General features: G+C 48.5%; 12 protein-coding genes. 5 read left to right on the forward strand and 7 right to left on the reverse strand.

Going from position 1 to position 13,521, the window contains the following annotated elements:
• Positions 1-18 precede the first annotated feature (18 nt).
• From hflD to rluE, 4 genes are all read right to left on the reverse strand, one after another.
• Positions 19-657 carry a high frequency lysogenization protein HflD gene (gene hflD / locus KKH3_RS08665; protein ID WP_039358179.1) on the reverse strand — a complete coding sequence of 213 codons (639 nt, stop codon included), beginning with the start codon at positions 655-657 and terminating at the stop codon, positions 19-21.
• 2 nt (positions 658-659) lie between these two features.
• Positions 660-1,766, reverse strand: a complete 1,107-nt coding sequence (gene mnmA / locus KKH3_RS08670) for a tRNA 2-thiouridine(34) synthase MnmA (protein ID WP_010275749.1) — start codon at positions 1,764-1,766, stop codon at positions 660-662.
• 138 nt (positions 1,767-1,904) lie between these two features.
• Positions 1,905-2,351: an NUDIX hydrolase gene (locus KKH3_RS08675; RefSeq protein WP_039358180.1), complete on the reverse strand. Its 447-nt coding sequence runs from the start codon at positions 2,349-2,351 to the stop codon at positions 1,905-1,907.
• Positions 2,344-2,970 carry a 23S rRNA pseudouridine(2457) synthase RluE gene (gene rluE / locus KKH3_RS08680; protein ID WP_234991516.1) on the reverse strand — a complete coding sequence of 209 codons (627 nt, stop codon included), beginning with the start codon at positions 2,968-2,970 and terminating at the stop codon, positions 2,344-2,346. Before rluE ends, KKH3_RS08675 begins: the two co-directional genes overlap by 8 nt.
• 130 nt (positions 2,971-3,100) lie before the next feature.
• Between rluE and icd the strand changes: the two genes are divergently transcribed.
• Positions 3,101-4,354: an NADP-dependent isocitrate dehydrogenase gene (icd, locus tag KKH3_RS08685; protein WP_039358185.1), complete on the forward strand. Its 1,254-nt coding sequence runs from the start codon at positions 3,101-3,103 to the stop codon at positions 4,352-4,354.
• 51 nt (positions 4,355-4,405) lie between these two features.
• Here icd and KKH3_RS08690 read toward each other — a convergent pair whose 3' ends face one another.
• From KKH3_RS08690 to KKH3_RS08700, 3 genes are all read right to left on the reverse strand, one after another.
• Positions 4,406-5,515: a 4Fe-4S binding protein gene (locus tag KKH3_RS08690; protein ID WP_039358188.1), complete on the reverse strand. Its 1,110-nt coding sequence runs from the start codon at positions 5,513-5,515 to the stop codon at positions 4,406-4,408.
• Between the two features lie 456 nt (positions 5,516-5,971).
• Complete coding sequence (locus tag KKH3_RS08695) at positions 5,972-6,322, reverse strand: Mor transcription activator family protein (RefSeq protein ID WP_010297884.1); 351 nt, start codon at positions 6,320-6,322, stop codon at positions 5,972-5,974.
• 505 nt (positions 6,323-6,827) lie between these two features.
• Positions 6,828-7,562 (reverse strand): XRE family transcriptional regulator, encoded by a 735-nt coding sequence (locus KKH3_RS08700; RefSeq protein ID WP_039358192.1) that lies wholly within the window; start codon positions 7,560-7,562, stop codon positions 6,828-6,830.
• 394 nt (positions 7,563-7,956) lie between these two features.
• Here KKH3_RS08700 and KKH3_RS08705 point away from each other — a divergent pair, with 394 nt between their 5' ends.
• From KKH3_RS08705 to KKH3_RS08720, 4 genes are all read left to right on the forward strand, one after another.
• On the forward strand, positions 7,957-8,214 hold the full coding sequence (locus tag KKH3_RS08705) for a hypothetical protein (protein ID WP_039358195.1): 258 nt from the start codon (positions 7,957-7,959) through the stop codon (positions 8,212-8,214).
• Positions 8,215-8,610: 396 nt separating this feature from the next.
• Positions 8,611-10,779: a sensor domain-containing phosphodiesterase gene (locus KKH3_RS08710; protein ID WP_039358199.1), complete on the forward strand. Its 2,169-nt coding sequence runs from the start codon at positions 8,611-8,613 to the stop codon at positions 10,777-10,779.
• Between the two features lie 162 nt (positions 10,780-10,941).
• Positions 10,942-12,687 carry a sensor histidine kinase gene (locus KKH3_RS08715; protein WP_039358204.1) on the forward strand — a complete coding sequence of 582 codons (1,746 nt, stop codon included), beginning with the start codon at positions 10,942-10,944 and terminating at the stop codon, positions 12,685-12,687.
• On the forward strand, positions 12,684-13,433 hold the full coding sequence (locus KKH3_RS08720) for a LytR/AlgR family response regulator transcription factor (protein ID WP_039358207.1): 750 nt from the start codon (positions 12,684-12,686) through the stop codon (positions 13,431-13,433). Before KKH3_RS08715 ends, KKH3_RS08720 begins: the two co-directional genes overlap by 4 nt.
• Positions 13,434-13,521 lie beyond the last annotated feature (88 nt).

Consider the following 13,521-nt stretch of genomic DNA (forward strand, 5'->3'; position numbering starts at 1 on the left):
ATAGCGGCAAGAATACCATCAAACGGATGGGCAACGCGCCAATATCTGTTTCGCTTCTTTGACCAACTGGCTGCGTGAAAACATCAGTTGCAAGCGTCCGCCGCCAATCTGTTGCCAGAGCACCGTAGAGCGGATGCCGGCCAGTAGCGCAGCACGCACTTTAGCCTGCACCTGGCTGTTTTTCAGCACGTCCGGTGAACCGGTAACCTGAATACGTGGCCCCAACGTACTGATGACATCCACATAAATTGCAGCCAATGCGCTCACAATCGTCTCGGAAAGCAGGTCGAAATGCTCCAGTTGGCGCTCCAACTGTCCGATGCGCTTGCCCAATTCGTCAAGTGCGGCCGACTTCGCATTCAGCTTGCGTTCTAACGCAATCAGGCTGAAAGCGTAGCGCGATAGCTCGGCCCCCGCGCCCTTATTGCTGCTGCTATTCAGAATGCCTAGCAGTGTTTCTAGCCCAACTTTCAGGTTTTGCTCGTCATTACCGTAAACGGCCAGCGTAGACACTGGATTGAGATTCAAAACGCTGTTCAGCGAGGTATGCAGCACGTCGTTATTACAGCTCCCCGTGTGGGCCAACTGTTGGACTAAGTGTGCCGACTGACAAACGCCCGCGAGTGCTAGCGTGATTTCATAATAATTCTTAGCCACGGTTACTCCTGTAAGCGTTCTTCGATGATGCCGCCGCCAAGGCAAACGTCGTCCAGATAAAATACGGCAGATTGGCCTGGCGTCACGGCTGCGACGGGCTCATCAAAACGCACAGTAATGCGATCGTCGCCAAGTGGAGTGACGGTGCAGGGGATATCCGCCTGACGGTAACGGGTTTTCACCGTACAACGTAATTCTGCGGTGAGCGGCTGACGGTCGACCCAGTGTAGCTGCTGTGCGATTAAACCGTACGACATCAGACGAGGGTGTTCGTGACCCTGCGCGACATAAAGAATATTGTTGGCGACATCTTTATCCACCACGTACCAGGGATCTTCGCCGCCATCTTTGACGCCGCCAATACCCAGACCTTTGCGTTGCCCCAACGTGTGGTACATCAGCCCTTGATGCTGTCCCATCGGTTTGTTGTCGTCGACGGACAGAATCGGGCCGGGCTGTGCAGGTAGGTAACGCGCCAGAAAATCAGTGAATTTACGCTCGCCGATGAAGCAAATACCGGTAGAGTCTTTCTTCTTCGCCGTTGCCAGTTCAAGCTCTTCGGCAATTTTACGTACCTGCGGCTTTTCCAGCTCGCCGACAGGGAACAGACTTTGTGCGATCTGTTCGTGGCTCAGCGTATAAAGAAAATAGCTCTGGTCTTTGTTGCCGTCCATGCCGCGTAGCAAACGGCTTTTACCGTCAACGTCGTGACGACGGACATAGTGGCCTGTCGCGATATAGTCTGCGCCGAGATCCTCGGCGGCGAATTCTAGGAAGGCTTTGAATTTGATTTCTTTATTACACAGGATATCGGGATTGGGGGTACGACCGGCTTTGTATTCTTCAAGGAAGAGTTCAAAAACGTTGTCCCAATATTCGGCGGCGAAGTTGACGGTATGTAATTCGATACCCAGCTTGTCGCAAACAGCCTGTGCATCGGCAAGGTCTGTGGCCGCTGAGCAATATTCCGTATCGTCGTCCTCTTCCCAGTTCTTCATGAACAGGCCTTCAACATGATAGCCCTGTTGCTGTAACAGGTAAGCGGAAACGGAGGAATCAACACCGCCGGACATACCGACAATCACTTTTTTCTGGCTGTTATCTGACATGGGAGTCTCACGAACTGAAATTTACTAACGCATTGATGCGAAAAACAAGCGGCATATTTTAGCATGTTGAACCGAGCGCTGCATCGCTATTCCTGCCGGGCGTGGTGAAGTCCACTCACGGCAGGAATAGCAAGGTGCCTAAAATGGCCAGTTAAACGCGCCCAATACGGTTAACGGATAGCGTTCTGGCTGCTGGTAGCAGCGAATGCTTTCGGCCACCAGCGGTGAACGAAGCTGATGAGAATGCAGAATGTCCTCGGCGGTCAGCCAGCGGCAGCACTCGATGTCGCTGTCGTGCGGCTCGGTATCGACCCGTGCAGGCAGATCGAGCGCGAAGCAAAAGCGCAGAAACGGTGTGCTGTCGGGGGCGATCCATTGGTGCAGACGCAGGAAACTTTGCGGCGTGGCCTGAATGCCCGTTTCTTCCCACAGCTCACGGCTCGCAGCCTGAATCAGCGTTTCGTCGGCTTCCAGATGGCCTGCAGGCTGGTTCCACAATAATTTGCCGTTAATCAGCTCTTCAACGACCAGAAAATGGTTTTCTGCCTGTACTACACAGGCGACTGTTACATGAGGCTTAAACATCCGTTATCTCCTTCCATTCTCCGGGTAACAGGTTTTCTATGGTTTGATTGGCCATGCCGTATCGAATCAAACGCAGTGTAGGATACCCGATATTCGCCGTCATACGACGGACTTGCCGATTACGGCCTTCATACAGCGTGATTTTTAACCAGCAGTCGGGAATGCTTTTACGCTCGCGTATGGGCGGATTACGCGGCCACAGCCAGTCTGGCTCCGGTACGATCTCCGCCCCTGCGGGCAGCGTTTTTCCGTCATTCAGGTTGAGACCGGTACGAAAGCGCGTCAGTGCGGCGTCGTCAGGAATACCTTCGACCTGTACATAGTAAATTTTGGCTGTTTTCTTCGTCGGTTGGGTTAGCTGTGCCTGAAGTTTGCCGTCATTGGTGAGAATCATCAGGCCTTCGCTGTCGCGATCCAAACGCCCGGCGGCATAAATACCGCTAACCGGAATGTAATCTTTCAGCGTTTGGCGTCCAGCCTCGTCAGTGAATTGCGGCAACACATCGAAGGGCTTATTGAATAAAACGATGCGGCGCGGCGTGTTGTCAGGCTGCCTTTTTCTTGCTGGCTGTGAGCTGAATCGTTTAACTTTGTGATTTTTAACAGAGAATTTATTCATCATCTTTATAGTCGCGGATAACAAAAGCATTATACTCAAATGGTTTGCGATTGGCGCGGGCTAAATATTCAAGTAGTATTGACACGCATCTTACAAGTCATTAACAAAATTGCGCTCGAAGGAGAGGTTAATGGAAAGCAAAGTAGTTGTACCGACAGAAGGTCAGAAAATCACGGTTGATGCTCAAGGTAAACTGGTTGTTCCAAACAACCCGGTCATTCCGTTTATCGAAGGCGACGGCATCGGTATTGATGTAACGCCAGCCATGATCAACGTCGTTGACGCCGCCGTGAAGAAAGCCTATCAAGGCAAGCGCGCGATTTCCTGGATGGAGATCTATACGGGTGAAAAATCCACGCAAGTCTACGGTAAAGATGTCTGGCTGCCGGAAGAAACACTGGATTTGATTCGTGAATATCGTGTGGCGATTAAGGGCCCGCTGACAACGCCAGTCGGCGGCGGTATCCGTTCTCTGAACGTTGCACTGCGCCAACAGTTGGATCTGTACGTTTGCCTGCGTCCGGTACGCTACTACGAAGGTACACCTAGCCCGGTTAAACAGCCTGAGCTGACCGACATGGTGATCTTCCGAGAAAACGCTGAAGACATCTATGCAGGTATCGAGTGGAAAGCGGGTTCTGCTGAAGCAGACAAAGTGATCAAATTCCTGCGTGAAGAAATGGGCGTTAGCAAAATCCGTTTCCCTGAGCAGTGTGGTATCGGCGTGAAGCCGTGTTCTGAAGAAGGTACCAAACGTCTGGTTCGCGCTGCTATCGAATACGCGATCACCAACGACCGTGATTCCGTCACGCTGGTGCACAAAGGCAACATCATGAAATTCACCGAAGGCGCGTTCAAAGACTGGGGCTACCAGTTGGCGCGTGAGGAATTCGGCGGTGAGCTGATCGATGGCGGTCCGTGGGTGAAAATCAAGAACCCGAACACTGGCAAAGAGATTATTGTAAAAGACGTGATCGCCGATGCGTTCCTGCAACAAATCCTGCTGCGTCCTGCTGAATACGACGTGATCGCTTGTATGAACCTGAACGGTGACTACATTTCTGATGCTCTGGCAGCACAGGTTGGCGGTATCGGTATTGCACCGGGCGCGAACATTGGTGACGAATGTGCACTGTTTGAAGCTACACACGGTACCGCACCGAAATATGCGGGTCAGGATAAAGTGAACCCTGGTTCCGTGATTCTGTCCGCTGAAATGATGCTGCGTCACCTGCAATGGTTCGAAGCGGCTGACCTGATTGTTAAGGGTGTTGAAGGCGCGATCAAGAACAAGACCGTGACTTACGATTTCGAACGTCTGATGGAAGGCGCTAAGCTGCGTAAATGTAGCGAGTTCGCGCAGGACATTATCGATAACATGTAATCTGCTGTTCAGCGCAGATGAATATCAGGGGCCAATTTGGCCCCTTTTTCTTTATGGATGGCCAATGCTCTGTGAACCGGGAATAAGCCGGAAGTACATGTGTTCGGGAATCGGGCTGTCCCAACCACCGATGTACATCGCAAAGCCGATCATACCGAAAAGAATGCCGAGTACCAGTACTGTCATCGTGATACCGGACAGTGCAGTTTGTCGCCATAGCGGTTTGGTTGTTTCTCGGCCTTTTTCCTGCGAACATGAGGGCTTCATCAGCGAGAAATGGAGCGTTGATGCTACCGGGCAGGATTCGACGCAGGTCATGCAGGCCGTGCATTCTGCCGTTCTCACCTGAATCAGTTTATCCACCGGAATGTTAGATGGACAGGCTTTGGCGCACTTGCCACAGTCGATACAACGGGCGGCATTGCGACGAATCTTGAAGGGGGACAGCAGCGAAAATACCCCCATGAGCGCACCGTAAGGACAGAGGTAACGACACCAGAAATGGTGGACAAACAGGCTGGCAAAGATGAAGAGAAAAACGCAGACCAGTGTGATGGTGCCGATATTGCGGAAGAAGCCGAGCATTTTGACGTCGGCGATCATGCCGTAGGGCGACATCAGGAACATATAAATCCCCTGTGCCGGCATCGATAAGGCGATATAGAGGAAAAAACCTAATAATAGATATTTTAGGCTGCGCAATGGAATATCCAGCCATTTTGGGAGAATGAAATGGCGGCCAACTATTTTTTTCCCCAATACACCTACCCACTCGGAAATCGTGCCGATAGGGCACAACCAGGAGCAGAACGATTTTTTCAGCAAGAGGCTGGTGAGAATAAATGCGAGAAGTAATAGCATTGACGCAAGGTGGATAGGGGGGAAATCACCCGTCTCCCAGGTGAACTTCACATTCATCAATCCGGCAATTGGCAGCCAGCCTTCAATACCACCGGGCCTCGACATATAAAGGCTCGTGCCGCCGGTTTCAAAGTAGCGTACCCAAAAATAGAAGGTGATGCCGATATAAACGTTGATCGCCAGTAGCAGGATTTGCGTTGCTCTGCGCCAGGTCAGTGCATTGCGCCAGTCATTCCAGGGAAGTTTACCGCCAGTGGTTCCGGGGCGGCGTTGCCACCGCTTTCTTGCTTTCTCGCTCATTGCTCTCAATTGCCCCATTTATTTTTTTCACTCGGCGTTTTCAATACACCAAAGGGATCGTGGGGCAACGTTATCACGCTCGGAATGGTGAAAAATTGATTTATGCATTGTAAATGCATGTTTGTGATTTTTTTTAGTTGATTGATTTGAATAAAAAACGCGGAAAGCGTGCGGGAGAGTGATGTTTATAAGAGCAATACGTTAGAGATATAAAAAAGAATGGATACGCAAACGTATCCATTCTATTAATTACCAGACGGTATTATCTTTGAATATATCGGTCATACTTCAAACGGGGTATGTTTCCCAACGTCAGCTTGTAAGAATACCTTGTTACATTCGCACAATTATTTTGATGTAGGTTATTTTTATTAAAAACAAAGATTATAGTTATTATTAAATTATCTATTTTTTATTTTAATTAGCGCCTGAGGTTTTAAATCATGGTTTTTTGCATTACGCTTGAGTGTGCTGTTTTGCCTGTAGTTCCTCTTTTCGCATCGTTCTGACAATTTTATAAATCCATTGCAGTGAGACATTATATTTTTTAGCCAAAGCGCTGTGATTGCGTCCGTCAAACTCTTCATAAATTTGAAGATCGCGTTGAGACGCGCGCCAGGAAATTCCCATCGGGAAATAAACGTTTTGCCCGCCCCATACGGTCATCATATGTTTGGCAACGGCATTGCCGACTAACTCGGCGGTTTGTGGATCTAACTCCGTGACGTTTTTGACCGTATCGGCAACGTGTTGAGAAAGTTCGACCAGAAGCTCAGGACCTTTACTGCGAAATTGTGGTTCAGTCATAAATCACCCTATTGTTATGTGTGTTGTTACTGACGTGAAAACTGGGTTGTTACTTTTGCAGGTATGTCCTGCTGTTATGTGTTCATTTAAAACTATAGTTGTTTTTATGTCAACATCTTTAGTTTTAATTTGAGTTGTTTTGGGTTGTAAAAAGAAATGACAATCCGCGAGGCTATACGCAAAAGAGGCCAGATGAGGGGCAAAAAAAATCCCGCCACAGGGCGGGAAATAAACAACATAGACAGGATGAATAACACAACATCAACAAGGGTTGATGAAACAATAGCACGGGGATTGTATAAAACTGTTGTGCGCAGGTAAGGTTACTTGGGCGGGGGTAAACCTTTTTTAGCGCTGAAACGTTTAGTGGTGAAGCGGTTACTGGCAACTCTTTTATTGGCAAAACATGTATTGATAAAACAAGCCGGTGTCCGTATTGGTTCACCGGCTTTGATGAGAGAAAAAGAGAGTGCGTGCTATGGCGCGTGATATCGCCAATATCGGGCTACAGCAGCACCGAATACCAGAACACGCGGCCAATGATCTCGACGTCGGATTCGTAGGCTTCTTCGTCAGCCTCGCGATTGAAGCTATGGATGACGAGAAGACCGCCGGGTTTGCGGTAAAGCTGTTTGATTCGTTTTAGTTTGTCGTTGCCGCCGCCTTCCTGAGCGATGGCATAGAGCTTTCCATCAATGATGCGTTTGTTGTTGGTATCAACTGCGACAGTCGTTCCATCAGGGATGATGGGTTCCATGCTGTCACCGGCAGCCGGGAAGCAAAGAACGCCTGAACCGTCGGTATTTGCCCCAACCTTACGCAGCGTTGCTTTAGAGAAACGGAGCTTAAAGCCGTTGTAATCCTCACTTTGAATGCGTCCGTCGCCGCAAGCAAACTCAATATCCTTTAAAAAAGGCACTTCCACCTCGTCCTCTGATAGTTCTGTCGTGCTGTCCCAAGCTGATACGGTGCCCCATTCGGATTTTGGCGGAATGCTTGGTTCCTGGAGCGAACGAGCTACTTCGCTGCTACGCATTGGGTCTTCGCCGTTTGCCAACCATTCAGGACGAACATGTAGTGCATTGGAAAGCTCAACAATCTTGGTTGTCTGCGACGCTTTCCCCACCTCGATCTTCTGTATGGCGGCCTGAGATACGCCAATCATGTCGCCAAGTGCTTTTTGGCTAAGCCCTTGTGCAGTTCTGGCGGTCTTTAATCGTTCTGCAAGTGTCGTTTTCATCCGTTCAATGTACAACCTAGGTTGTCATTTATCAAGCGGGTATTAATCTTGTTTAAAAAAACTAAGGTTATTTTACATCGCTGTGTGCAAAAAATACGCATAAATGCAACATTGAAAACAATTTAAGTTGTTTTTTCTGGGCGGACGCATCCTGGATTCAGGAGATAACATCAAAGTAGGCGCTATCGCTCTATTATCAAAAATCCTAATAAGTATCAGGCAGTCATAGTATCGTCTTATTCCACCCCTGATTTGCTTTAAACGTGAGCGTCACTTGATCTAAATCACAATCTTAACGTATGCATTTTGCTTTTATGGAAATCCCGTTGTGGGAAATATAACCAATAAATTCGTTTCATTAAGCATACGCATGACTGCGTGTCGCGGAGGATGTATGTTTGTAATTCGCACGTGTTTAAGTCTGTTTGGTGGTGATACAGTAATTATCCGGTGTGCTAATACATTTGAAGTGCAAATGAGCAATGGTGAACAGGACGCGATGACCGAAGAAAATAGTACGACGCAGGACTCTATTTGCTGTCATGCGGAAGGCGAAGTGTATTTAACGGTGCCTTATACAGGGATTTGGGATGTCGTGATCCGAGCGAAAAATGATACGCCTGAGCATTCAATAACCTATTTCCCCGCCTGATGATTTTTTGGGTTGGTTATATTCTGTTAATAACTTGATAATATGTTGTCGTTATCCGGTAGCGAGTATTTGAATATACCAACCATTCTTCCTTTCTTTTCTGACCGTATCGCTCAACGCTGTGAGTACGTCGGTATCTTTCTATTCCGCTTTTCATCTATTATCTTAATCTATGCTTCCACTTGTTATTATTCATGATTTGCAGGGAGGATAGAGTCTGGATCTTTTGCCATACTCATACTCAGTTACCACGCATTTTGACTCTTGGCAAGATAGGGGGCTGTGGTTTGCTAACGTTGGCTTGCTGTTCTTATCGTGCTCATTGCTGCAATATTTTGGATTTATCGCTAAATTTTTGTCTAATTTGAACATTAATACGGTGGGAGGGGGGAACCCATGAGTCGTGCCCCAATAAGCAAAGATGAAGACAAACGTCTTGCTGCTCTTCGTGAGTATGGAATTAAGAACGTATTATTTGACCCGAGTCTGAGCAACCTGATTAGTCTGGCCGCTAACATTTTCAGCGTGCCTATCGTTTTGGTGTCATTGGTAGAGGCAGAGCGCCAACTGTTTGCCGCCAGTGTGGGCGTTCCTTTTTGCGAAACGCCTCGCGATATCTCTTTTTGTGCACATACGATCCTAAAGAAAAAAATCATGGTCGTGCCCGATGCACTTAAGGATGCGCGTTTTAAAAATAACCCACTGGTTGTGGGCGTTCCCTATATTCGTTTTTATGCGGGCATTCCATTAATTACGCCGTCGGGGCATGCCATCGGCACCTTGTGCGTTGTCGATTTAAAACCCAGAACGACATTTACCAAACGTGATGAGCACAATTTGCAGGATCTGGCTTCATTAGTCATGGACAAGCTGGAAATGCGACGTCTGGAACTGGCGCGCAAAGCCAGTCAGGTACGTTTTGAAAATATTGCCAATACCTCGCCTGATACCATTTTGTGCGTTAATGAGAAGGGGATGATCACCTTCTGGAATACCGCAGCGGAACATATGCTGGAATATACCGACGAGGAGATTATTGGTCGCAGTATTAATACCATCGTGCCCGATGCCTTTGTCGTACAGCTCAATCACCTGGTCACGGATCGGGATTCGCTGATGAAAGGCGTAACGCTGGAACTCAATGTACAAGCTAAGGGCGGTAGCCTGGTTCCAGTCGAATTGTCGGTCTCTATGTGGGAAGACAACGACAATATTAGCTATGGTGCGATATTGCGTGACATTACAGAACGGCGGCGCAATGAAGAACGGCTGTTTTTGCTGGCGCATCTGGATCCGTTAACCGGGTTGGCAAACCGGACGTTGCTGACATCTAATCTGGAAACCGCGCTCAAGAATGAACCTGCGGTTTGTATCATGATGGTCGATCTGGACGGGTTTAAAGATGTGAATGACAGTCTGGGGCATTCCAGCGGCGATAATATTCTGGTGCATGTCGCAAAAAAAATAAAAGCCACGGTTCGCTCCGGTGATGTTGTGGCGCGAATGGGCGGTGATGAGTTTGCGCTGCTGTTTCCCGGTCTGAATGACAAAAAGGTTGCGGGCAAAATTGCCGAGCAAATTATCCATGAAATTTCGCAGGCGATGATTATTGACGATCATCAAATCAATATTAGTGCCAGTATTGGCGCGGTGCTATACCCAGAATATGGGTTGACCGTGCAGGATCTGTTGACCAGCGCGGATTTAGCACTGTATCAGGCGAAATCTGAAGGTCGAAACTGCTACCGCTTTTTTACGCGCGAACTGCTTGAGATCTTTCAGGCCAAGCATGCTTTCCAGTTAGAATTTGTGCGCGCTTATGAGCAGCATGAATTTGAGATGTTTTATCAGCCACAGGTCAAATTGGCGACAAATGAGATTGTTGGTGCAGAGGCGCTGTTGCGCTGGCGTCATCCGGAAAGAGGGCTGCTGAGCCCTGCTGCATTTATTACTGCACTGGAAAACGGCCCGTGGGCAGAACGAGTCGGGGATTGGATCGTCGAAACGGCATGCAGGCAGGCGGCGGAATGGTGCCAAGCGAGCAACAGCTATTTTCGTATCAGCATTAATCTTTTCAGCGCACAGTTTCGTACTGGTATGTTGGCGCAAAAGATTATGGATATTCTTGCGCGTACAGGGTTACAGCCAAGTTCGCTGGAACTGGAAATCACGGAAAATATCATCCTGCGGTACGATGAAAGTATGCTGCAGCCGTTAAATACGTTGCGTGAAGCGGGAATCGGTATTGCCTTTGATGATTATGGAACGGGCTATGCGTCGCTCAGTATGCTGAAAAACTACCCAGTGACCCGGCTGAAAATCGATCAAACTTTTGTCAGGACGATGTGCGAGTCTCCGCCGGATGCGTCTATTGTCCGGGCGATCTTGTATCTCGGGAAAAGTTTCGGTCTGGGGGTGATTGCAGAGGGCGTGGAAACATTAGAGCAGAGTGAGCGTCTGCGGGGTAAAGGATGTGAGGAGGCGCAGGGGTATCTGTTTGGGCATCCGATGCCTGCGGAGGAATTTACCCAGTTACTGAAACTGAATAAGCCAACAGACGTTTAAGCAAGATAAACGAGTCACCGCTGTACCATCCCGCCTCCCCAGAAAGCCAGCGTCCGCTGGCTTTCATATTTTGCGTTCCCCACGCGGTTCACAGACTAAAAAGTGGAATCCGGATCACATTTTTTCTATAGTGCTGGCTCGTAACCCTGTACCGGATGTCCCGTGCACGAAATATTTGAGATGCTCCTTGCGGTCTTCGACCGCGCCGCGCTGATGCTGATTTGTCTGTTTTTCCTGACAAGAACGAGTCAGTTCCGGCAATTACTGCAAAAAGAGCAACACTCGCCAAGAGAGCGGGTGACGGTGACGGCTATCTTTTCACTGTTTGCGCTGTTCGGTACGTATTCCGGCATTAATGTTGAAGGGTCGCTCGTCAACGTACGCGTGATTGCCGTGATGTCCGGCGGTATTCTCTTCGGCCCTTGGGTGGGGATTGCGACCGGTATCATTGCGGGAGTGCACCGTTATCTCATTGATATCGATGGCATCACCTCCGTACCTTGTCTGATTACCAGCATCATCGCTGGTATCACTTCCGGCTACATCAATAAGAAAGTTAAAAAAGAGCAGCAGTGGAGCATCGGGATTCTGGGCGGCATGCTGTGTGAATCGTTAACGATGCTGCTGGTCGTCGCATGGGCGACACCAATCGAATTAGGGCTGGATATTGTTTCAAAAATTGCGGTGCCGATGATTCTTGGCTCCGTTTGTATTGGCCTGATCGTCCTGCTGGTGCAAAGTGTGGCGAATGAAAAAGAGGTTATTGCCGCCAGACAGGCCAAACTCGCGCTGGATATCGCACATAAGACACTGCCGTATTTCCGCAATATCAACAGTGATTCGCTGACGGCTATCTGTAGGATCATTCGCACTGAAATTAATGCAGATGCGGTGGCGATAACAAACACGCAGCACATTCAGGCGTATGTAGGGATTGGGGAAGAAAAGTATAATATTGGTCACGATATTATTAGCCCGATGACACAGCAGGCGATTCATGACGGGAAAATCATCATTAAAAATAATGATGAACAGCATCTGACGCCGGAAATCCATTCGATGATTGTCATCCCTCTGTGGGAACATGGGCAGGTGACCGGCACGCTGAAAATCTATTATCGCCATGCGCATAAAATTACCTATTCATTACGCGTAATGGCCGTGGGTTTATCGCAAATCATGTCAACGCAAATTGAAGTGTCACGCACCGAACAACTGCGTGATATGGCAAATAAAGCGGAGTTGAGAGCGCTGCAAAGTAAGATCAATCCGCACTTTCTTTTTAATGCGCTGAATGCGATCTCCTCGTCTATTCGTATTAATCCCGATACCGCGCGGCAACTGGTGATTAACCTGTCTCGCTATTTGCGCTACAACCTCGAACTCAACGACGATGCGCTGATCGATATAAAGAAAGAGCTGTACCAAATTCAGGATTATATCGCGATTGAGCAGGCGCGGTTCGGTGCCAAGTTAACGGTAATCTACGATATCGACGATGATTTAGCGTACAAGATCCCCAGCTTATTAATTCAGCCGCTGGTAGAAAACGCGATTGTGCATGGTATTCAGCCTTGCAGAGGTAAAGGAACCGTTGTGTTATCCGTGAAGGAGCAGGGCGATAAGTTGTTGGTCGCGGTCAAAGACACGGGTAATGGTATCAGTCAGGAAACCATGGATCGCGTCGCGCGTAACGAATTGCCGGGTAATCGAATTGGTCTGCTGAATGTCCATCACCGGGTTCGTTTGCTCTATGGTGAGGGTTTGCATATTCGCCGTCTTGAACCTGGGACTGAGATTTATTTCTACATTCCACGAGAAGATAAAACCCCGTCGGCGTTGCCGGATGCCGTTCAGGTGCCGCGGCCGGGACATTCTGCTGCTGAACAAACAGGAGGCAACCCATGAAAGCCATTATCGTTGAAGATGAGTTCCTCGCGCAGCAAGAGCTGAGTTACCTTATCAAACAGCACAGTGATATTACGATTGAGGCGACATTCGATGACGGGCTGGATGTCCTGAAATATCTGCAACATAACGAAGTCGATGCGATCTTTTTGGATATCAATATTCCTTCGTTAGATGGTGTCTGGCTGGCGCAAAATATCAGCAAATTTGCGCATAAACCTTACATCATTTTTATTACGGCATACAAAGAACACGCGGTAGAGGCGTTTGAAGTCGAAGCCTTTGATTACATTCTTAAGCCGTATCATGAATCACGTATCGTCACGATGCTGCGTAAACTGGAAGCGACCTGGCAACAGCGGCAAATGGCACCCGCTGCTGAAACAGGTGCGCAGGCGGGTGCACCGAGAGGCGCACAGCACACCATTAACCTGATGAAAGACGAACGTATTATCGTTACGGACATCAACAATATCTATTATGCCGCGGCGCAGGAAAAGGTCACGCTGGTTTATACCCGGCGTGAGGAGTTCATTATGCCGATGAACATTACGGAGTTTTGTAGTCGTTTGCCGGAAGAGTATTTCTTCCGCTGCCATCGGTCTTACTGCGTCAACCTGACGAAAATCCGTGAAATTGTGCCGTGGTTTAACAATACCTATATCCTGCGATTGAACGATCTGGATTTTGAAGTCCCGGTAAGCCGAAGCAAGATAAAGGCGTTCAGGTCATTGATGCGTCTTTAACGGCATTTCATTCCGCGTTTCAGGCATCTCATTCCCCATTCGATCAACCACTGTCAGCCCGCTTGTATACTGGCCTCAGCCCATAAGC

Origin of the sequence: Pectobacterium actinidiae (genome assembly GCF_000803315.1) — a bacterium.
In the GTDB taxonomy this organism is placed as follows: Bacteria; Pseudomonadota; Gammaproteobacteria; order Enterobacterales; family Enterobacteriaceae; genus Pectobacterium; species Pectobacterium actinidiae.